The organism is Streptomyces sp. NBC_00310 (genome assembly GCF_036208085.1).
GTDB lineage: Bacteria > Actinomycetota > Actinomycetes > Streptomycetales > Streptomycetaceae > Streptomyces.
The window spans coordinates 10,597,789-10,618,890 of sequence record NZ_CP130714.1; the positions used below are offsets into that span (position 1 = coordinate 10,597,789).

General features: G+C 74.3%; 13 protein-coding genes. 4 read left to right on the plus strand and 9 right to left on the minus strand.

The window, feature by feature from the left end; all coding sequences use genetic code 11:
* Positions 1 to 90: 90 nt before the first annotated feature.
* From OG202_RS46080 to OG202_RS46090, 3 genes are all read right to left on the minus strand, one after another.
* On the minus strand, positions 91 to 1,323 hold the full coding sequence (locus OG202_RS46080) for a prephenate dehydrogenase (protein WP_328222109.1): 1,233 nt from the start codon (positions 1,321 to 1,323) through the stop codon (positions 91 to 93).
* 82 nt (positions 1,324 to 1,405) lie between these two features.
* A complete protein-coding gene (ahcY, locus tag OG202_RS46085) occupies positions 1,406 to 2,818 on the minus strand; it encodes an adenosylhomocysteinase (protein ID WP_328222108.1) in 1,413 nt (470 codons plus the stop codon).
* Between the two features lie 281 nt (positions 2,819 to 3,099).
* The gene (locus OG202_RS46090) at positions 3,100 to 4,158 is read right to left on the minus strand and encodes a methyltransferase (protein ID WP_327726211.1); all 1,059 of its coding nucleotides are present in this window, start codon (positions 4,156 to 4,158) and stop codon (positions 3,100 to 3,102) included.
* 977 nt (positions 4,159 to 5,135) lie between these two features.
* Here OG202_RS46090 and OG202_RS46095 point away from each other — a divergent pair.
* Together OG202_RS46095 and OG202_RS46100 are read left to right on the plus strand one after the other, a co-directional pair.
* A complete protein-coding gene (locus OG202_RS46095; RefSeq protein WP_327726210.1) occupies positions 5,136 to 7,118 on the plus strand; it encodes an AfsR/SARP family transcriptional regulator in 1,983 nt (660 codons plus the stop codon).
* On the plus strand, positions 7,099 to 9,489 hold the full coding sequence (locus tag OG202_RS46100) for a M28 family peptidase (protein ID WP_327726209.1): 2,391 nt from the start codon (positions 7,099 to 7,101) through the stop codon (positions 9,487 to 9,489). The genes OG202_RS46095 and OG202_RS46100 overlap by 20 nt, the downstream gene beginning before the upstream one ends.
* A gap of 270 nt (positions 9,490 to 9,759) precedes the next feature.
* On the opposite strand, the gene OG202_RS46105 is transcribed toward OG202_RS46100, so the two are convergent.
* From OG202_RS46105 to OG202_RS46125, 5 genes are all read right to left on the minus strand, one after another.
* Entirely contained in the window at positions 9,760 to 10,257 is a 498-nt protein-coding gene (locus tag OG202_RS46105) for a hypothetical protein (protein WP_326585337.1), read from the minus strand.
* 91 nt (positions 10,258 to 10,348) lie between these two features.
* The gene (locus OG202_RS46110; protein ID WP_328222107.1) at positions 10,349 to 11,353 is read right to left on the minus strand and encodes a 3-oxoacyl-ACP synthase III family protein; all 1,005 of its coding nucleotides are present in this window, start codon (positions 11,351 to 11,353) and stop codon (positions 10,349 to 10,351) included.
* 9 nt (positions 11,354 to 11,362) lie between these two features.
* Entirely contained in the window at positions 11,363 to 13,519 is a 2,157-nt protein-coding gene (locus OG202_RS46115; protein ID WP_328222106.1) for a 2-oxo acid dehydrogenase subunit E2, read from the minus strand.
* Positions 13,516 to 13,767 carry an acyl carrier protein gene (locus tag OG202_RS46120; RefSeq protein ID WP_327726207.1) on the minus strand — a complete coding sequence of 84 codons (252 nt, stop codon included), beginning with the start codon at positions 13,765 to 13,767 and terminating at the stop codon, positions 13,516 to 13,518. Before OG202_RS46120 ends, OG202_RS46115 begins: the two co-directional genes overlap by 4 nt.
* Positions 13,764 to 14,708, minus strand: a complete 945-nt coding sequence (locus OG202_RS46125) for a thiamine pyrophosphate-dependent dehydrogenase E1 component subunit alpha (protein ID WP_327726206.1) — start codon at positions 14,706 to 14,708, stop codon at positions 13,764 to 13,766. Before OG202_RS46125 ends, OG202_RS46120 begins: the two co-directional genes overlap by 4 nt.
* Positions 14,709 to 15,128: 420 nt before the next feature.
* On the opposite strand from OG202_RS46125, the gene OG202_RS46130 reads away from it, so the two are divergent.
* Positions 15,129 to 16,607: an FAD-dependent monooxygenase gene (locus OG202_RS46130; RefSeq protein WP_327726205.1), complete on the plus strand. Its 1,479-nt coding sequence runs from the start codon at positions 15,129 to 15,131 to the stop codon at positions 16,605 to 16,607.
* 109 nt (positions 16,608 to 16,716) lie between these two features.
* Positions 16,717 to 18,003 (plus strand): metallophosphoesterase, encoded by a 1,287-nt coding sequence (locus OG202_RS46135; protein ID WP_328222105.1) that lies wholly within the window; start codon positions 16,717 to 16,719, stop codon positions 18,001 to 18,003.
* A 615-nt stretch (positions 18,004 to 18,618) separates the two neighbouring features.
* Here OG202_RS46135 and OG202_RS46140 read toward each other — a convergent pair.
* A complete protein-coding gene (locus tag OG202_RS46140; protein ID WP_327726203.1) occupies positions 18,619 to 21,096 on the minus strand; it encodes an amino acid adenylation domain-containing protein in 2,478 nt (825 codons plus the stop codon).
* Positions 21,097 to 21,102: the final 6 nt, after the last annotated feature.

The following is a 21,102-nucleotide window of genomic DNA, read 5'->3' on the forward strand; positions in this document are numbered from 1 at the left end:
CGCCAACGCCCGGGGGCCGGGCCCCTTCGTGTGCGGGGGCCGGCCCCCGGGCGTGGACCGGGGCGCCGCGCTGCGGGCCGAAAGGCGTGCCTACGAAGCCGTCCGCACCGGCTCCGGCTTCTCGGCGCCGGGAGCAGGGGAGGCGCCAGGGGAGGCGGGGGAGGCGCCGGGGGCGGGGGCGGGGGGAGGCGTCGGGTGGTCGCGCAGTACGGGCCAGCCGCGCCGCACGCGCAGCCAGTCGCCCAGCGGGTCGGCGGCGGACGCCTGCACGGACAGGACGGCGATGCCCGTCGGGGAGGCCGGGGACTCCTCGATCCGCAGATCCTCCACGTTGACCCCGCGCCGGCTCACATCGGCGAGCAGCCGGGCCAGCTCACCCTCCTGGTCGGCCAGCGGCACCCGCACATCCTGGTAGGAGCGGCCCTGCGCACCGTACTTCTGGGGGATCAGCGCCTGCCCGGCGCGCCCCTGGTCGAGCAGGTGGCGCAGCAGTTCGCGGTAGGCGGCCCCCTCGTCGGCCGGCCCGTCGGGGGCACGGCCGGCCAGCGCGGACAGCGAGCGCCGGACGAGACCGAGATCCTCGACGAGGATGTCCAGGGCGTCCAGGACCGCCGAGGCGTTGGAGCCGAGGATGTCGGTCCACAGCTCCGCGTCACCGGCCGCGATCCGGGTGAAGTCACGCAGACCGGACCCGCACAGGCCGAGCGTCTTGCTGTCACAGGAGCGCAGCATCCGGGCCGTCACGGCACTGACCAGGTGCGGCAGATGCGAGGTGACGGCGATGGCACGGTCGTGGGCCTCGGCCTCCATGGTCACGGCATGCCCGCCGCACAGCTCGACCAGCAGCAGGGCGGCCCGGGCGGTCTGGGCCGAGGTGCTCGCCGACGGAGTGAGGATCCACGGCTTGCCGCGGAAGAGGTCCTCGCGGGCGGCCCCGGGGCCGTGCAGCTCACGCCCCGCGATGGGGTGCCCGCCGATGAAGAGGGAGGCCTCGACATCCGCCCCGCCCCCCGCGAGAGCGGCCTTCACGCTGGCCACATCGGTGTAGTGGCGGGCGATACCGCGGCGCTGCGCCTCGGCGACGGCGGTGTACACCTGGTGCGGGGGCACCGCGAGCACGGCCAGATCCGTCGGGCGGCCGGGGGCGCGGGCGGTGCCCGCGCCCATGGCCTCGGCGATGCGCAGGGACTCGCGGCGGACATCCTGCAGATGCACTGCGACGCCCTGCCCGCTGAGCGCGAGCGCGATCGAGGTGCCGATCAGGCCGGCACCGATCACGGTGACGGTGTGCAGGGACTCGACAGGCTCAGGGATTCCGATCACCTTGGCAGGACTCCGTCTCGGGACCGGGGCCGGGGCCGGTCGGTACTGGGTGGTCTGGGTCGGTCGGTCGCCGCCGGGCGGATCAGTAGCGGTACTGGTCCGACTTGTAGGGGCCCTCGACCTCGACGCCGATGTAGGCGGCCTGCTCGGGGCGGAGCGTGGTCAGCTTCACGCCGAGCGCGTCGAGGTGGAGACGGGCGACCTTCTCGTCGAGGTGCTTGGGCAGCGTGTAGACGCCGATCGGGTACTGCGACTGCTTGGTGAACAGCTCGATCTGGGCCAGCGTCTGGTCCGCGAAGGAGTTGGACATCACGAACGACGGGTGACCGGTGGCGTTGCCCAGGTTCAGCAGACGGCCCTCCGACAGCACGATGAGGACCTTGCCGCCGGGGAGCGTCCAGGTGTGGACCTGTGGCTTGACCTCGTCCTTGACGATGCCCGGGATCCGCGCCAGACCGGCCATGTCGATCTCGTTGTCGAAGTGGCCGATGTTTCCGACGATCGCCTGGTGCTTCATCCTGGCCATGTCCGAGGCCATGATGATGTCCTTGTTGCCGGTCGTGGTGATGAAGATGTCGGCCGTCTCCACGACCTCGTCGAGCGTCGTGACCTGGTAGCCGTCCATCGCCGCCTGCAGCGCGCAGATCGGGTCGATCTCGGTGACGATCACCCGGGCGCCCTGCCCCCGCAGCGACTCCGCACAGCCCTTGCCCACATCACCGTAACCGCACACGACGGCCGTCTTGCCGCCGATGAGAACATCCGTGGCCCGGTTGATGCCATCGATCAGGGAATGCCGGCAGCCGTACTTGTTGTCGAACTTCGACTTGGTGACCGCGTCGTTCACATTGATCGCCGGGAACAGCAGCACACCGTCACGCTGCATCTCGTACAACCGGTGGACACCCGTCGTGGTCTCCTCCGTCACACCACGGATCTGCGCGGCGATGCCGGTCCAGTCGAGCGGGCTGGCCTGCAACAGGGCGGCGACGGCCGCCAGTTCCTCGTTGTCGGCCGGGGGCAGCTCGCCGGTCTTCCGGTACTCGACGCCCTTGTGGACGAGCAGGGTGACGTCACCGCCGTCGTCCAGGATCATGTTCGGGCCGCCGGTCGGGCTGCCGGGCCAGGTCAGCGCCTGCTCCGTGCACCACCAGTACTCCTGCAGCGTCTCGCCCTTCCACGCGAACACCGGGATGCCGGCGGCGGCGATCGCGGCGGCGGCGTGGTCCTGGGTGGAGAAGATGTTGCACGACGCCCAGCGCACCTGCGCGCCGAGGGCGACCAGGGTCTCGATGAGGACGGCGGTCTGGACCGTCATGTGCAGCGAACCCGTGATCCGCGCACCCGCCAGCGGCCGCGCCCCGGCGTACTCCCGGCGGATCGCCATCAGGCCGGGCATCTCGTGCTCGGCGAGCGTGATCTCCTTGCGGCCGAACTCGGCCAGGGACAGGTCAGCGACCTTGAAGTCCGAAAAGTGGGCTGTGGGCGAGGGCATGGAAGAACTCCTAAGGTTTCAGGCCGATGTGGGCCGGGGCGGGCGGGTGTGGGAGCAGCGCGCCTCCAGGCGGTGGACGCGACGGCGCCCGGTGCACCGCGCCAGGTGGCCGCAGGAACTCCCCCGAGAGCCGACGCCGGTCCGCCGGGGCACGAGGAGCCGGGCGCTCGCGCGGCACGGCCGGTACGGAGGGCGGGTACGGGTGGCCGCGGCAGGAACCGGCAGCCGCACCGCACCGCACCGCGCCGTGCCGCGGGAGCCGGTGACAGCGATGCGGCGCATCACACCCCGGTGGCCTCGGCGGGAACGGCGCGGATGACATTCATGCCACTGGGCAGGGCGTCGACCCGGCTGACCCGGAACCCGGCCTTGGACAGCAGGGACTCGACCTGCGCGGTGGTGCGTTCCTGCCCGCCGGTGCCGCCGAACAGCGAGAGCATGTAGAGGTCCATGACGGCCGCGGTGCGCAGCCACTCGTCACGCTGTCCGAGGCCCGCCCCGATCAGATCCACGATCATCACCGTCGAGGAGTCCGTCATGGCGGCCCGGACGGTCCGCAGGATGTGCACGGCCTTGTCGTCGTCCCAGTCGTGGAGGATGTGCGACAGCAGATAGAGATCCCCGCCGCCGGGGACGCTGTCGAAGAACGAACCGCCCACGACGCGGTAGCGGTCGGCGAGCGGATCGGGTTCCGCCCGCTGGGCCTGCAGCGACACCGAGCCCGGCAGATCGAAGCAGATGCCCCGCGTCTGCGGATGCTTCTCCAGGATCCGGCGCAGAAACGTGCCGTCGCTGCCGCCGACGTCGACGACCGTCCCGTACCCGGAGAAGTCCACGTACCGCAGGAGCTCGTCGAGTTCGAGCACCAGCCCGCGGCCCTGGGAGTCGTCGAAGACGCTGCGCAGCTCGTCGTCCCGCTCCATGAGCGTGAACAGGGACGCTCCCCGCGCCCGTTCGAGCGGCGACGTGCCGGTGCGCACCGTCTGCAGAAGGTCGTCCCAGGCCGACCCGAACACTCCCGCCACCAGCTTCGCCGACGGCTGCACGGAAGCCGGGTGGTCCAGGGTCAGGGCCCTGCCGAGCGCGGTGAGCCCGTAGACCCGCTCGGCGACTTCCTCGAAGGCACCCAGAACGGCCAGAGCGCGCAGCAGCCGGTTGAGCGCGGCCGCGTCGGTACCGGTACGCTCCGCGATCACGTCGACGGCCAGCGGGCCCTCGGCGAGCAGGTCCGGAACGCCGATCTGGACCACGACGACCAGCGCCCGGGACGGAAGCTGGTCGTAGAGCATCCTGCGGGAGGCAACCGCCGCCTCCCGCTGCTCGCCGTTGAGTTGCCGCACGGTCGCCTCCTGACGTCAGGCCTGCCGGTCCCGGGCGCCCGCCCACGGTCCACCCGGGGCAAGCACATGGTCACGATTCGACGGCACCGCCCCGGAATCCTGGTCGAGCACGGCTCGCACGTCCCGCGGACCCACCCGCCCCACGCGGGAAGGGGAGGCGTTCCACGACCCCGGCGGCAGCGAACCTCGAGCATCCTTCGACGCGCCTTCGAGCAGCCGCCCGGACCATGACGACAGGGCGAACCCGAAAGCCGACCACGGTGCACCCCCCGGCCCGGGACCCCCGTGTCCTCGCCCTTTGGCGTGGTCGCGGACCCGGCCGGCCCGACCGCCACGCACCACCCGCCCGAAGGGGACCGCGCGTCCGGACCGGCGACCGCGCCCGCCTCCGCCCGCCACCACGCCGGGCCGGGACGGCGTCCTCGGGCCGCACCCCTGAAGATCCTCGACCGGAGGGGCCCCGCCCGGCGCCCAGGCTCCCCCCCCACAGTCCTCGGCGCCTTCGTCACGTCCCACCGCCAGAGAACCGGAGACCTCCCATGTGGCCGATGCTGGGTTGGATACGGCGCCTGAACAGCTCCTCCACGCCCCGCTACGACAACCCCCACGTGCACCCCAGGCGCCCGCGGCGCGGCCTCTTGCGGCGTGCCCCGGCGGCCGGCCGCCGGAAGGACGGTCGAGCCCGGCTCGACGTTCCCTAGCACCCCTGCGCGTGGGCCTGTCCCTCCTCCCGCCGGTCAGGGCACTGTGCGGGTATGAGGTCTGGCGAAACGGTACTGCTCCGCGGCGCGCCGGCGAACCGGCGGCCGGGGCGGGTGCGTCGAGCCCGGCTCGACCGCCCACCGGGCGGCCTGGCGCCCCCCGCGCACCGCCCGACCGGTACCAGCCCCTGACTCCCGCATGCGCCAAGGCGGCCGACAGCCCCAAAGCCCCGGGCGGCCGGCTCCTCTCTCTTCGACGAATCGTGGAGGCCCAGCTTGCCGACCCACACGGGAAACTCCCCTCAGCCGTGCGGCCACCCCCTCGCGGAAACCGACGACACCGGCCGCGACATCTCCTTTGGCATCCTCGGCCCCCTGCAGGTCGTCATCGACGGCAAGCCGATCCGCATGGGCAGGAACCGCCAGCGGACCGTCCTGGCCGTGCTGCTCCTCAACGCCAACAAGATCGTCCCCGTCGGCTCCCTGGTCGACGCGGTGTGGTGTTCCGAACCCCCGGCCACCGCCGACAAACAGATCCAGACCTGCATCTGGCGGCTGCGCAACGCCTTCGCGGCCGCGGGCGCCCCGGCCGGGCTCATCGACACCGCCCAGGGCGGCTACCGGATGCGGCTCACCGACGAGGACCTCGACGTCCACGTCTTCGAGACGACCGTGCGCCAGGCCCGCGAACAGGCTGCGGCCGGCGACCTGGAGAGCGCCATGGCCCGCTACCAGAGCGCCCTGTCCCTGTTCCGCGGCAAGCCGCTCGCCGACCTCACCGGGCCGCTCGCCTACAGCGTCGCGGCCCACTGGGACGAGCGCCGCTTCACCGTCCTGGAGGAGTGGCTCGACGTCTCGCTCGCCCTCGGCCGGCACGCCGAGCTGATCAGCGAACTCAAGCCGCTGGTCGCCGAGTACCCGATGCGCGAGCGGCTGTGCGCCCAGCTGATGACGGCGCTGTACCTCTCCCAGCGCCGGGCCGAGGCACTCGCCGTCTACCGCAACAGCCGCACCACACTGATCAACAAGCTCGGCCTGGAACCCGGCGCCCGGCTCCAGGAGGTCCATCAGCAGATCCTCGCCGGCGAGCCGGTCGCACCACCGCCCACCGCACCGCGGCGCACCCCGCGGCCCGGCCGTCCCCCCGCCCAGCTCCCCGCCCGGATAAGCGACTTCACCGGCCGGCACGATCTGATCCACCGCATCACCCGGGACCTGCGCGCGGTGGGCGGACCCCGCGTGGTCTCCCTCGCGGGCTGCGGCGGCAGCGGCAAGACCGCACTCGCCGTACACGCGGGACACAGCGTCGAGGAACACTTCCCCGACGGCCAGCTCTACGCGGATCTGCGCGGCCAGAGCGAGCCCGTGCCGCCCCAGGAGGCCCTGCGGGGCTTCCTCGACGCCCTCGGCGTGCCCGAGCACCGGATTCCGGCCGGCCTCGCCGCCCGGGCGGCGCTGTTCCGCAGCACCACCGCCGGCAAGCGCCTGCTCATCGTCCTCGACGACATCGCCGAGTCCACCCGGTACGAGGCCCTGCTGCCCAGCGGGGAGAGCGCGGTGCTGTGCACCGGCCGGGCCAGCCTCCTGAAGATCCCCGGCCTGATCGAGTACCGCGTCGACGGGCTGCCCGCCGAGGAGGCACTGGACCTGCTCGCCTCGGTGGCGGGCGTCGAACGGGTCCTCGCGGAGGCGGACAGCGCCCGGCAGATCACCGAACTGTGCGGCCGTCTCCCGCTGGCCATCCGGGCAGCCGGAGCGCGCCTGCGGACCCGCCCGCACGGCACCCTGAGCAGCTTCGTGGACCGCCTGGAGGACCGGCACAACCGTACGGCCGAACTCTCCATCGGCTCCCTGGACGTGGGCGCGCGCCTGGCCTCGACCCTCGACCAGCTCTCCCCGGCCGGCTACCAGCTGTGGCTGCGGCTCAGCCAGTGCGACCTGGAGGCCGTCCCGGAGCGGACGGCCTCAGCCCTCTCCGGCCGGCCCGCCGAGGACACCCAGCGCATGCTCGACACCCTGGTCAACCAGCACCTGCTGACCGTCGCCCCGGGCGACGCGGCCGACGGCCCCACCTACGGGTTCAACCCCCTGGTGCGCGACTACGCCTGGCAGCGCGCCGAAGCGGAACTCGGACCGGCCGCACGCGGCACGGCCGACCGGATCGCGCGCCCCCTGCGGCCGGGACAGCTGTCCGCCGCGGGCACCGGCCGCCACCACCCGAACGGAAAGTCAAGGAGCTATGGCAGTCAAGTGGTTTGAGCCGCCCGCGCTCCGGCGGCGGACACCGCGCCCCGCGCCCGCCGCCGCGGGCGACGGCCGCACCACGGCGCCGAGGCCGTGGTGGCCGCTGTCCGCCACCCTCGTCCTCGCCCTGCTGTGCCTGGCCCTGGCCGCGTGGGACAGCCGGATGCCCGGGCCGCGCGGACCCGACGCGCCCGCCGGAACCTTCTCCGCCGCGCGGGCCACCGCGCACGTCCGCGCCATCGCACAGGAACCGCGCCCCCACGGGTCCGCCGCGCAGTCACGCGCCCGCGATCACCTCGTACGCACCCTGACCGGCCTCGGCATCGACACCCGGGTCCACACGGGAGCCGCCGCCGCCCACATGCCCGATCTGTCCCCCACCGGAGCGGACTCCCGGTACGCCAGCCTGCGCCTGGACAACATCGTCGCCCGTATCCCCGGCACGGACAGCACCCGCCCGGTCGCCCTGGTCACGCACTACGACTCCGTGGAGGCCGGCCCCGGCGCCAACGACGCCGGGGTCCCGGTGTCGGTGCTCCTGGAGACGGCGCGCGCGCTGCGATCCGGCCCCCCACCACGCAACGACGTGCTGTTCATCCTCACGGACGCCGAAGAGAGCGGCCTGCTGGGCGCGCAGGCCCTGGTGAACTCACCCGACGTGCTGCCGCGCGACGCCGTGGTGCTGAACTTCGAGGCACGCGGCAGCAAAGGGCCCAGCCTGATGTTCGAAACCGGGCCCGACGCCGCCTGGCTGGTCGACGCGCTCGCCGACCACGCCCCCGACCCCCGCACCAGTTCCCTGCTCGACGCCGCCTACGGCTATCTGCCCAACCTCACCGACTTCACCGTGTTCAAAAGGGCCGGCCACCAAGGACTCAACCTGGCCTACCTCGACGGCTACACCCACTACCACGGGCCGGACGACAGCCCCGAGAACGTCGACCCGGCCACGGTCCAGCACCAGGGCGACCAGGCCCTCGCCCTGGCCCGCGGCCTGGGCGCCGCCGACCTCGCGCACACCCCGCGCGGCGACTCCGTCTACTTCCAGGTCGCCGGACGGCTCCTCTCCTATCCGGCGGCGGTGGCCCTGCCGACCGCCCTCGCGGTGACCGGCCTCGCCCTGGCCCTGTTCCTGCGGCTCCGCGCCCGGGCGACGGTCACCGTCAAGGGCACCGCCCGCGGCCTGGCGGTCGTCCTGGGCCAAGTGCTGCTCGCCTGCGGTGCCGCCTTCGCCCTGGCACCGCTGACGGCGTCCGGGCACGCCGAGTTCAGCCACTACGGCGACATCCCCGGCCACGGGCCGGCCGTCACCGGGTTCCTGCTGCTCGCGCTCGCCCTCGGCACGGCACTGGCGCTGCTCACCCGCCGCTGGGCCGGCCGCCGCGACCAGGTCACGGGCGCGATCGTGCTCTGGCTGCTGCTCGCCTGCGCCACGGCGGCATTCCTGCCCGGCGCCAGCCACGTGTTCACCTGGCCCGCCCTCGGCCTCGTCGCCGCCGCGCTGCTCACCTCCCGCGCCGGCGCGGCAACGGCGGACCGGATCCTGGCGGCCGTCCTCGGCGTCCTCCCGCTCGGCCTGCTCGTCCTCCCGCTCGTACTGCTCCTGCCGACCGCGCTCGGGCTCGGCCTGGTGGCCGGACCGGTGGTGTTCGTGGTCCTGATGAGCGCACTGCTGCCCGCCGTGCTGCCGCCCGCGCCGCGGCCACGGCTGCTGCCGCTCGTCCCGGCCACGGCCGCGGCCGTCAGCGCCGCGCTCCTCGCGGCCACCGCCCTGTTCCCCGTGCGGGACGACCACCCCGGCCGGGCCGACCTGCTCTACGTCCTCGACGCGGACCGGCGCCGGGCGCACTGGCTGAGCGGCTCCCCGCCGGACGCGTCCAGCGAGCGGTTCCTGCCCCAGGGGGCCGAGCCGGCCTCGGTGGCCGACCTGTGGCCGGGCTGGCAGGTACCGGTCCGGCGCGGCCCGGCCGCAGTGCGCCCGCTCGCCGCCCCCAAGCTCACCACGACACTCGTCGGGGACGACGGCGCCGACGGGCGGCGCGTGCGCGTCACCGCCGCATCACGGCGCGGCGCCCGGGAACTGGTGTTCCTGGTGACGGGCGCGGCCGTACGCGGCTACACCCTCACCGGCGTACCCGGACACCACCGGGACACCCCGGCCGGCAACCCGCCGTGGGAGCTGTGGGTCCGCCAAGTACCCGACCGCGGACTGCGGTTGGAACTGGAGCTGGCACCGGGACCGGTGACCGTCCGGGTCATCGACCGCACGACGGGACCGCCGGCCGACCCGGGGGACCAGCCGCGGTCCGAACCCCGCCCCCCGGCCCTCGGCGTGGCCTCCTTCAGCGAGGCCACCATGGTCATGACCGCCCGCACACTCGGCTAGAGAGGCCCGCGACGGGCCGAGGCCACGCCGGGCCGTGAAAGCCTCCCCGCGGGCCTCCCCGACCCCGGCAGCGCACCGACATCGGCGGAACCCACCCCCGGTGCGCGCAGCCGACAGCGTGCGCCGGCGCCGAAGTTCCCGCCGCCGGGCAGAAGGTGTGGCCGCCGCCGGGCCGCCGGCCGGCCCACACAGAACGGCCCGGGCCGGATCACCCGGCCCGGGCCGTTCCTGCCTCACGCGCCGCACGGGCCGTCGTGGGGCGGCGACGGGTCAGCCCGTCTGCTGCTGCGCGGGCAGGCGGCCGGCCAGGACGCCGGCCGCCTTCTTCACGTCACGGCAGATCTGCGGGGTCATCGCCGTGGTCCGCGACAGGCGCAGCTCGACGCTGGACCGGTCCCCGTCCGCCAGGAAGACCTTGCAGACGCCGTTGAGGGCGCCCTCCAGCATCACGGCGTCCCTGCCCTTGATCTCCATCTTCGTGCGCTTTCCGTCGCCGGAGACGGCGGCGTCGAGCGGGCGGTCCTCCGGCCTCAGGGTGAGCGTGCCGTACTCGTGCTCCTGCGCGGTGCAGCCGTCCTCGGCGATGGAACTGACGGCGGGCTCGCTCAGGCCCAGCTCCTGCGCGACGGGCCGCAGCATCGTGCAGGCCGGGGTGTCGGAGGCCGGCGGCTCCGTGGCCGAGGAACTGCCGCACGCGGCAGCTCCCCAGGTGGCGCACGCCAGCGCCGCGGCCGCGGCCAGGGCACGCCGAACGGGGTGACGGGTCATGATGTTGCGCTCCGATCTATCCGGTGGTCATCGGCTCGGCACGAGAGACGAAGAGAGGAAAAGGGGTCCCCGGCAGAAGCCGGGGCAGGGGTCAGCGCTGGAGGATCGCGCACGCCCAGTGCATCCCGCGGCCGTTGGCGGCGAGCGCCACGAGGTCCCCGGCCGCCAGCTCGCCCGCCTCGTCGAGACGGGCCAGGCAGAACAGGTGATCGGCGGCGCCCAAGTGTCCGTGGCGGGCCGCCAGGCGGGCGTTCGTCCGCTCCGCCGGCACCCCGATCAGCTCGGCCTGGGCGCCGAGCACCCGGGTGTTGTCGTTGAGCAGCACCAGCCGTGCCAGGTCCTCCTCCGTGCACCCGGCGTGGCGGCAGGCGCGGTGCACCGCGCGCGCGGTGCGCTCGTCGATCTCCTCGGCGAAGGCGGCCATCCGGTCGGCGTCGTGGCCGAAGTGCTCGACGATGTCCCAGGCGTCGCGCACCGCGGGCATCTCGGTCCCGGGCACGAACGGGTGCCGCCCGCCGCCGACGTCCATCCGGAAGAAGTCCGCGTACCGCCCGTCGCTCTCCGCGTAGGAGGCCCGCCAGCGCAGACCCGGCGCGCCCCGCACCGCGAGCGCCGCGGCGGCGCCGTCGGAGAACAGCAGCGAGTGGGTGTCCAGACGGTTCCAGTACGCCTCGACGGTGCGGTTGGCGCCGATCACCAGGGCCGTGCCGTAGTCGGGGTGGGTGGCGAACCGGCCCGCCAGGGTGTCCAGGGCGGTGACGCCGCCGACACAGCCCTGGTCCACGAGCACGGCCTCGGCACGGACCAGGCCCAGCGCCTGCTGGACCCGGGCCGCGGCGTCCCAGTACAGGTGGTCGGCCAGGTCGGTGAGGGCCACCACGACCAGATCCACATCGCGCGGGTCGACGCCCCGCAGGGCCCGCGCGCCCGCCTCCACGGCCAGGTCGGTGACGCTCACCTCGGGCAGCGCACGGTGGAGGTACTCGTAGCCGTATCCCAGGACGCGTTCGATGTCCTCGGTGTACTCGGCCACGATGTCCTTCACGGCGATCTCTTCGCCCAGGGCGACGCCGAAGGCACTCAACCCGTAATCCATTGGCGCACCTCACGGTAGGTCGACGAGTCGCTCGAGCTGTTCGGGGTCGCTGAGGGAGTCCGAGACGGCCCGCAGGAACGCGACCGCCTCCCGGCCGTTGACCACCCGGTGGTCGTAGGCGAGACCGAGGGTGACCACCGTGGCCGGCACGGGCGCCCCGTCCGCCAGGACGAGCCGGGTGAGCGGGCCGCCCACCGAGACCATGCACAACTGCGGCCACATCACGATCGGCTGGACGACGACGACTCCGGGCTCGACGTTCAGCGACACCGTGATGGCCCCGTCGGCGAGCTCTCCCGCGGTGAGCTCGCCCCGGAACGCCTTGAGCCGGAAGTCCATCAGGTCGTCGGCGAGTTCGGTCAGCGGCCGGTCGGCGCAGTCCCGCAGCACCGGGGCGTACAGGCCGTTGCCGACGTCCACGGTTACCGCCACGTCCGCGCCGTCGGCCAGCTCCACGGTCCGCTCGTCCAGGAGCGTGCCGAACAGGTGCGGGAAGACGGGCTGCGCCGCGGCCACCGCCCTGATGACCGCCTCCGGCAGGCCGACGTCCGCGCCGGACTTCTCCGACAGCGTCCGAAGGCGCGCCAGCAGGGCGTCCACCTGGACCTCGACCGCCGAGAACGCGGCGGGCACCTCGCGGTGCGCACGGGAGACCACGGCGGCGGTGCCCTGCTGGACACGGTCCAGGACATGGATACGCCGGCCCGGCCCGGCCGCGCGGGCGGCGGGTACGGCTTCCTCGGCCGCCACGGGAGGTACGGCTTCCTCGGCCGCCGCGGCGGGGGAGGGGCCGGGGGGCGGGGCGAAGGCCGGGCCGGGGGGTGCGGTGAACAGCTCGGCGAGGAACTCGCCCACCCCGATCTCGACGCCGGCCGGGGCGTGCACCCTGAGGTACCCGGACGCCGGTGCCTCGATCTCCTCCACGGCCTTGGAGGTCTCGACCTCGACCAGCGGCGCGCCCTGCTCCACGTACTGTCCGTCCTCGGCCTGCCAGTCGAGCACCAGGTAGGCGGTGTCGTTGTTGTTCAGCTTGGGCACCGCGACCGGCACTCCGGCCGCCCGCGTGTCCGGCTCGGCCGCCTGCGTGTCCGGGGCGGCTGTCCGCGTGTCGGGGGCGGTCTGTCGCGCCGCCGGTCCGGCCGGCCGCGTGTCCGGCGCGAGGGCCTGCGTCACCGCGTCCACGATCTGCCGGACCCCGAGCAGCACCTGGGCCTCCAGGTGCGGCGCGGTGGGAACCACGGAGTCGGCCGACGACAGCAGCAGCACCGGGGCGTGCAGCTCGCGCCAGGCGAGCTGATGAATCCGGGCCGCCACGTCGGCCCCCCAGGTGCCGCCCTCGGTGCTCTCCTCGGCCACCGCCACGAGCCGGGCACCCGTGATCAGCGGCAGCACCGGCTCCAGGTCCAGCGGATACAGCCGGGCGGGCACGAGCAGCCGCACGCCCCGTCCCCGCTCGCGCAGCTGCCGGGCGGCGTCCAGGGCACGGTGGGCGACCCCGCCGGGGCAGAGCAGCACCACGTCGGCGCGGCTGTCGTCCGTGGCGCTCACGTGCGCCCAGCCGGTCGGACCGTCCAGCAGGGAGAACCGGTGGGCCTCGTCCACGACACCGTGGCGGAACAGGCGCCGGGTGTAGAGGACCTTGTCCTCGAACAGCATCGCGGGCCCGTCATCCAGCCCCTGCGACAGCAGCGCGTAGGGATCGTGGAACGGCGTCGTCTCGTACAGCGCCAGATTCGGGATGCCGAGGAAGTGCTTCTGCACGCTCTGACTGTGGGTCGGGCCGTAGCCCCGGTTGCCGCCCACCGGACAGCGCACGACCACCCGCATCGGCACCCGGTCGCCGTACATGGTCACCGACTTGGAGATCATGTTGAGGATCTGGTCGAAGGCGAGCGCGGCGAAGTCGCCGAACATCATCTCCACCACGGCCTGATCGCCCGCGAGCGCGAGGCCGGCCGCGACCCCGGAGATGCCCGCCTCGCTCAGGGGGGTGGTCAGCACCCGGTCCGGGTGGCGGGTCGAAAGACCCCGGGTCACCTTGAAGGCGCCGCCGTAGGGATCGTGTACGTCCTCGCCGAGCAGATGGAGGGCCGGCCGCTCGTCGAAGAGCCGGTGCAGGGCGCTGTTGAGGGCCTCCACGACCCGGGGCGCGGGCTGCGTCGTCACCCTGTGCTCCCCTTCTTCTCCTTCTCCCTCTCCTTCTCCGCGAGGATCGCCCGCAGCCTGCCGACCGACCGGCAGGCGCGTGCCTCACGGGCGGTGAGCCGTATCCCGTACCTCTTCTCCACGTGGGCGACGATCTGGACGTGCCGCAGGCTGCTCCAGGCCGCCGTGGTGGCCGGACCGGTGTCCTCGGTCACCTCCTCGGCGGGCACCTGCAGGACGTCGGCCACCAGCAGGGTCAGTTCGCTCATGAGCTCACCATCCTCGTGTCGCTCGGGCCGGCCGCCGTCCACTGGGCCGGCGGCCGCGCCTCCACCTCCTCGGCCACCCTCTCCATCTCCGTTCGTATGCGCGCGTCGAGTTCGAGGAACGGCCGGCCCAGACGGGCGGCCAGCTCCTGATGCCAGTCGGCCGCCCACAGGGCGTCGACCTCGTCGCGGGGGCGGGTGTCGTCGCCCTTGCTGTGCGGGCCGAGGCGGCGCGTGGTGAACTGCACCACCGCCGGGCGGTGTTCCTCGCGCACCCGCCGCACCAGCGGCGCCATCCGCTCCCGGATCTCCGGTATGCCGTGGCCGGTGATCTCCAGGAAGTCGATGCCGAACGCGGCGGCGCGGTCCGCGAGGGAACCGGCCATCTCCAGGTGCGTCGGCGTGGACTGGGCGATGCCGTTGTGCTCCACGACGACGAGCACCGGCACCTGCCACAGCGCGGCCATGTTGAGTGCTTCGTACACCGCGCCCTCGCCCCAGGTGCCGTCACCGGTGAACGCCACGGCGATACGGCCGGACCCGGTGCGCTTGCAGTGCAGGCCGAGCCCCACCGCCAGCGGCAGGCTCTGCCCCTGGACACCGGTGGAGTGGAACCCCTCGCGCCGGATGTGCTGGCTGCCGCCGACACCCGAACACACCGCCCCGGCCCGGCCCATGATCTCCGCGAGCAGGCCGGCGGGGTCGCGGAACAGGGCCAGGTAGTGGCCGTGGCCCCGGTGGTTGCTGAGCACGAAGTCACCCGCCAGGAGCGGCGCCAGGGCGACCGGGACGTACTCCTGCCCCAGGCAGGTGTGCGTGGTCCCGTTCAGCCGCCCCTCGGAGAACATCCTCAGCAGCACGGTTTCGAAGTGGCGGATGCCCAGGAGGGCTTCGAGGTCTCGGGCATCCGGTGCGCGGAACGGTTCCCGCCCTTCAGCGGTCATACCTGACGCCTCCCAGCGGGCTGGACAACGGAATTCTTCGCGGGCGGGACCGACCCTCCGGAGGCCCCCTGGACGGGAGGCACCAGCGGGCTCGGGACAAGGCGCGGCCTCGTCGGGGCGTGACGCTAACGAGCCCTGTTCTCAAACCGGTATCACCGCCAGGCCGCCCGCTCTTAGGGGCCTCTCACCCCGTTCTCACCTGCTTGCGGCCGCCGCGCGCCGCACCCTTAACTGGTCGTGCGTCCCGGAGAAAGCGGCCCGCGTACCACCCTTTCGCCTGCCTCGCGCGCCGTCGTTTCCCAGCGCGTCTCCCGCCCCATGGCCGTACCAAGCCCGCACCCCCGCACCCCCGCGCCTTCGCGCGCCGCGGCCCGCCGGCCCCGCGCTCCAGGCGGGACACCCGACCGAAGGAGTCAGCAGATGCCGCACTCGCCGCAGGTGCTCATCGTCGGCGCCGGCCCCACCGGACTCGCGCTCGCGGCGGAACTTGCCGGGACCGGCGTCTCCTGCCTCGTCGTCGACCGGCACACCGAGCGCGGCACGCTCTCCCGTGCCTGCACCGTCGAGCCCCGCACCCTGGAACTCCTCGACATGCGGGGGCGGGCCGACGACGTCCTGGCCGCGGGACTGGAGTGCCCCAACCCGCCGCTCGGCAACGAGGACGGCCACCTGGACTACGGCCTCCTCGACACCAACTTCCCCTTCAGCCTGTCGATTCCGCAGTCCAGGACCGAGGATGCGCTGCAGAAGGCGGCCGAGAAGGCGGGCGCGGAACTGCTCTTCGGCACGTCCGTGACCGGCCTGGAACAGGACGACTCGGGCGTCGAGGTACGCATGGAAGGACCGGCCGGTCCCCTCACCGTGCGGGCGCGGTACGTCGTCGGGTGCGACGGCGTGTACAGCACCGTGCGCGAGGCGATCGGGGTGGAGTACGACGGCTGGAACTACGAGCAGTCCCTGATGATGGCCGACGCCCGGCTGAGCAGCCCGCCCGGGCCGGCCGAATACGCCCGGATCACCCGGCGCGGCATGGCGGCCTTCTTCCCCTTCAAGGACGGCACGTACCGGATCATCGTGCTCGACCGCCAGAAGTTCACCGTCCCCGCCGACGAGCCGCTGACCCTGGAGGACCTGAGCGAGAGCTGCGCGGCCATCCTCGGCCTGGACGCCGGCATCCACGACCCGCTGTGGCTGTCGCGGTTCCGCAGCTCCCAGCGGCACGCCAAGCACTACCGGGCCGGCCGGGTCCTGCTCGCCGGGGACGCCGCGCACACCCACATCCCCTCCGGCGGCCAGGGGCTGCAGACCGGCATCCAGGACGCGTTCAACCTCGGCTGGAAACTCCGGCTGGTGATCGAGGGCGCGGCGCCCGACGCCCTCCTGGACAGCTACGAGGCCGAGCGCTACCCGATCGCCGCCGACACCCTGCGCAAGACCGACCTGTCCTTCCGCTTCGAGACCTCCGACGGCCTGCCGGCCCGCATCCTGCGCAAGGTCACCATGTGGTCGATGCGGATCAGGGCGGTGCACCGGCTCAACGTCGAGCACCTGTCCGGACACGCCCTGCGGTACCCGCCCGACCGGGGCGGCCGCTGGGTGGGCCGCCGCGTGCCCGACCGCCCGCTCGCCGCGCCGCAGGCAGCGGGCCGGCTCTACGAGCTGTTCCGTGACGGCCACTTCGTCCTGCTCGGCCCGGACGACCGCGTACCACCGGCCGCGACCGCGTGGTCGGCGCGCCTGCGCACCGGTGTGCTCGCCGAACCGATCGGCGACCGCTGGCCGCGTCACGTCCTGATCCGGCCGGACGGATACGTCGCCTGGGCCGGCCGGACCCCGGACGCGGGCCTGGAAGGCGCGCTGCACCGCTGGTGCGGCGCCCCGCGACCGGCCGCCGGCTGACCCGCGCCGACCGACGGCCGGGCCACGCCTGCGCCCGGCCTTCCGCGGCCCACGACGGGCCCTACTGCCGTGCGGTCCGTCCGGGCGCGCGGCTGGGAGAACATCTGCGATGTCCGCGCTCTTCGTAGCCCTGATGCTTCCTCTCCTCGCCGCCGTCCACTACTACGTGTGGCGGCGCACGGTCCGTGACACCACGGTCCGCGGCTCCCGGCCGCGCCGCATCGGCACCGCGGTGATCATGCTGCTCGGGCTGTGCCTGGTCCTCGCGCCGCCGGGCGAGTGGACGCTGCCGAGGCCGCTGGCCGTCGCCGTGGTCTGGGCGGGCTTCCTGTGGGCGGCCGTGCTCCTCTACCTCACCCTCGCGCTCCTCGTCGGCGAGGCCGTACGCCCCCTCCTGCTGCGGGCGGCGCGGCACCGGCCGGCCGCCGCAGCCGAACCGGCCCAGGTCCCCGCCCCTGCCCCCGCCCCCGCCGCCGTGCCCGGAACGGGGACGGGGACGGGGACGGCAGCGGAGGAGGGCACGGCGGCCGCGGGCACGGCGCACACGGCACAGGCAGCCGTCCCCGATCCGTCCCGGCGGCTGTTCGTCGCCCGGGGCATCGCCCTGGCCGCGGGGGCCGCGGCGGCCGCGACGGTCGGCCACGGCGCCCGCACCGCGCTCGGCCCGCCCCGGCTCAAGCACCTCACCGTGCCGCTCACCCGGCTCGACCCGCGGGCCCACGGCTTCCGGATCGCCCTGGTCAGCGACATCCACCTCAACACCATCGCCGGACGCGCCCGCACCGAGCAGATCGTGGACCTCATCAACGGGACCGAACCCGACCTGGTCGCCGTCGTCGGCGACCTCGTGGAGGACGGCTCCGTACGGGACATGGGGCGGGCCGCCGAACCGCTCGCCCGGCTCCGGGCGGCCCACGGCAGCTTCTTCGTCACCGGCAACCACGAGTACCACGCCGGCGCGGAGCAGTGGCTCGACCTGGTACGGGATCTGGGCCTGCGCCCGCTGGAGAACGAGCACGTCGCGCTGGAGGGGTTCGACCTCGCCGGAGTCAACGACGTCACCGGCGAGGAGCACGGCCAGGGCCCCGACTACGACGCCGCCCTCGCCGGGCGTGACCCGGACCGGGCCGTGGTCCTTCTCGCCCACCAGCCCGTGCAGGTCCACGAGGCGGCCGAGCGTGATGTGGACCTGCAGTTGTCCGGCCACACCCACGGCGGGCAGTTCTGGCCCTTCACCTACCTCCCGGCCCTGTCCCAGCCCACCGTCGCCGGCCTCGACCGGTACGGCGACACCCAGCTCTACGTCACCCGGGGCACCGGTTTCTGGGGGCCGCCGGTGCGGGTGGGCGCGGACCCGGACATCACGGTCGTCGAACTGGCGTCGCCGCGCGCGTGATCCACGCCGGTCCGGCGCGGCGAGGACGACGAAGACCCGGCCCGGCCCCTCCGTGCCGCGCGCCTTCGGGCCCCTGCGGCAGGGGCACGCCCGCGGCGGGGCGCGGCGGGGCGGGGGCGGGAGTGGAAGGCGGCTGCCTGGAGTACCGGCGCCGGTGAGGGTGCCGCCCGGGCCGAGGAGCACATCGAGGGCGTCCACCCTGCGCCGGATGCCGGATGCCGGATGCCGGATGCCGGATGCCGGATGCCGGATGCCGGATGCCGGATGCGGGGTGCGGGGTGCCGGAGGGGCGCGGGCCCGGGGCGGCCTCGTCGAGCACGGCCGTCAAGCGCACGCCGACCGGCCTGCGGCCGTAACCGGCGCGGCTCTCGCGGGGGAGATCCCGGCCCGGGACTCCCTCCCCGACCACCTGCACCCGACCACCTGCACCCGACCACCCGCACCCGACGACCCGTGCGGCGCGGCCCGTCCCGGCCCCGCGACGTCCCGTACGAACCCGGTCACGTCCGTCCGCCCTCTCGCCACGTCTCAGGGCAGGGGCACGGAGGTCCCACCACCCCGAACGGATCGATCACATGGCCGTGCGGCGCCCGTGCGCAGCGCACGGTGGCCTCATCACCGGCCGGCGATCGCCATGGACCGCAGGGCGAGCGCGTCGACCTTTCCCCCCGCCGTCCTCGGCAGCGCGGGCAGCACCTCGATGTGATCGGGGCGCATCGCGTCGGGCAGCGTCTCGGCGATCTTCCGGCGCAGTTCCGCGTCCGCGACCTCGGTGTCCAGCGCCACGAAGGCGACGAGCCGTTCGCCCGCCTTCTCCTGACGCAGCAGCACCGTGCAGTCGGCGACCGCCGGATGCCGGCGCAGCGCCGCCTCGACCTCGCCGAGTTCGATGCGGAACCCGCGGACCTTCACCTGGTGGTCGACCCGGCCGAGGATGTGCAGCCGCCCGCCGGGCGACCACAGGCCGCGGTCACCGGTGCGGTAGAGGCGCCGGCCGGCCTCGAACGGGTCGGGCAGGAACCGCTCGGCGGTGAGCGCCGGCCGACGGTGGTAGCCGTGGGCCACGGCGGGACCGCCGAGGTAGATCTCGCCCGGCACGCCCGGCGGTACCGGCCGCAGCCGCGCGTCGAGCACGTAGGCACGGTAGTTGGGCACCGGGCGGCCGATCGGGATGCCCGCGCCGGCCGGCTCCGCGGGCCCGCAGCGGTGCGTGGTCGCCCATACGGCGCACTCGGTGGGCCCGTAGTCGTTGAACAGCGGCGCGTCGGGGCAGTGCCGCAGATGCTCGGCGACGGTCTCGGGTGTCAGCTGCTCCCCGCCCACGGCCACCATGGCGAACCGGCTCAGCACCGTCGCGTCCGCGACCTGGAGCACGATCCGGTAGTGCGAGGGCACGGCGTGGACATGGGTGATGTCCGCGCGCTCCAGCAGCCGCAGCAGCGCGATCGGGTCGTGCGCCTCCTTCTCGGTGGGCAGCACCACGGTGCCGCCACCGGTCAGTGCCCAGTACATGCCGCCCGCCGCACCGTCGAAGCACAGCGGCGGCAGCACCAGATCACGGCCCGGCGCGGGCCCGGCGGCGGCCCGTGCCGCGGTGGACGCGACGATCGCCCCGTGGTGCACGGCGATGCCTTTGGGCACCCCCGTGGAACCGGAGGTGTAGATGACGTACGCCGTGTCGTCGGGGCTGACCCGCACTCCGGGGCAGTGGCCGGGCAGGCCCTCCATGTCGGCGGGCAGCAGCACCGGCACCGGCACGTCGGCCTCGGGCGGCCGCGGGGCGAGCAGCGCGTCGGCGCCCGCGTCGCGCAGGATGTGCCGGATGCGCTCCGCCGGATAGGTCGGCTCGATGGGCACGTAGGCCGCGCCCGACTTCAGTACGCCGAGCATCGCGACCACCGACTGCGCGGCGCGCTCGGTGAGCAGAGCCACCAGGCGGCCCGGTCCGATGCCCTCGGCGCGCAGCCGGTGGGCCACCCGGTTGGCGGCGAAGTCCAGTTCACGGTAGGTGAGTTCGGTGTCGCCGCACACCACGGCGACCGCGTCCGGGGTGCGGCGGGCGCACCGTTCGACCAGGGTGTGCAGGCACACCTCTTCCACCGGGCGCGCCGGGCCGCGTGACCACGCCTGGAGCGCGGCCCGCTCCGCGCCGGTCGGCGCGTCGATGTCATGGACCGGGGTGTCGCCGAGCAGCGCCTGAAGGACGCCCGGCAGCCGCGCGGCGAACGCGGCGACCGCGTCCGGCTCGAAGAGCCCGGTGTCGTAGTCGACGCGCAGCCCGTCCCCGTCGGGGTCGAGCAGGACCAGCAGGCCGTGCCGGGCCACGGCGTCGGGGAGCCGTACCCCCGCCACCGTACGGTCGCCGACGCGCTGCGCCCCCAGCCGCCCGCCCGGGGCCACGGCGAGCGTCGCCCGGGTCTGCGCGGGCACGGGGGTGCCCGCGTCGACCGCCCGCTCGGCCCGCCGCAGCAGTGCGGTCCCCTTGAGCGTCTCGTCCACCCGCAGGGACACCGCCGCCGGGTCGGCGCCCGCGAGGAGGAGTCGGCTTTCCTCCGGGCCGCCGTACCGGGCGAGGAGTAGGTTCACGGCGGCCGCCAGGGCCGCCTCGGCGGGCATCCCGGCCGCCCGCAGCCGGTCGGCGACCGGCCCGGCCGGGATGTGCACCGTCGCCGCGACCCCCGACGGCGAACCGCCGGACCGCAGGGCGGCCGGCAGCTCTGCCGCCAGGGGCGCCGCGACGTCCCCGGCCCCCGCCCGCGGAAAGGGGGAGCCCGGGGTGAACAGCCACCGCATGACCGCGGCCGGCGGCAGCGGGGCGGCGGTGACGACGACCAGGAGGAACCGCTTCTCGGTGAGCCGGCCCAGGAGCACGCGGGCGTGCCCGGTGTCCGCGCGGGCGGCGGCCACCTCTTCCCGGACCAGCTCGCCCCACGCCGACTCGTCCGCCACGCCCGTCAGGTCGTGCACGGTGAGCGTGACCTGCGGCCGCTGCGCGGCGAGCCGGGTGCGCAGCGCCGGCACGTCCGCCGGGCCGCCGACGAGCCAGGCGTCGGCGAGCGGACTGTCCGCCACCGGCCTCGTGTTGTCGGACACGGTTCC

Coding starts and splice junctions, on each gene's coding strand:
- ahcY (WP_328222108.1), bottom strand. CDS start 2,818: ATGCCCTCGCCCACAGCCCACTTTTCGGACTTCAAGGTCGCTGACCTG.
- OG202_RS46100 (WP_327726209.1), top strand. CDS start 7,099: ATGGCAGTCAAGTGGTTTGAGCCGCCCGCGCTCCGGCGGCGGACACCG.
- OG202_RS46105 (WP_326585337.1), bottom strand. CDS start 10,257: ATGACCCGTCACCCCGTTCGGCGTGCCCTGGCCGCGGCCGCGGCGCTG.
- OG202_RS46110 (WP_328222107.1), bottom strand. CDS start 11,353: ATGGATTACGGGTTGAGTGCCTTCGGCGTCGCCCTGGGCGAAGAGATC.
- OG202_RS46120 (WP_327726207.1), bottom strand. CDS start 13,767: ATGAGCGAACTGACCCTGCTGGTGGCCGACGTCCTGCAGGTGCCCGCC.
- OG202_RS46125 (WP_327726206.1), bottom strand. CDS start 14,708: ATGACCGCTGAAGGGCGGGAACCGTTCCGCGCACCGGATGCCCGAGAC.
- OG202_RS46130 (WP_327726205.1), top strand. CDS start 15,129: ATGCCGCACTCGCCGCAGGTGCTCATCGTCGGCGCCGGCCCCACCGGA.
- OG202_RS46135 (WP_328222105.1), top strand. CDS start 16,717: ATGTCCGCGCTCTTCGTAGCCCTGATGCTTCCTCTCCTCGCCGCCGTC.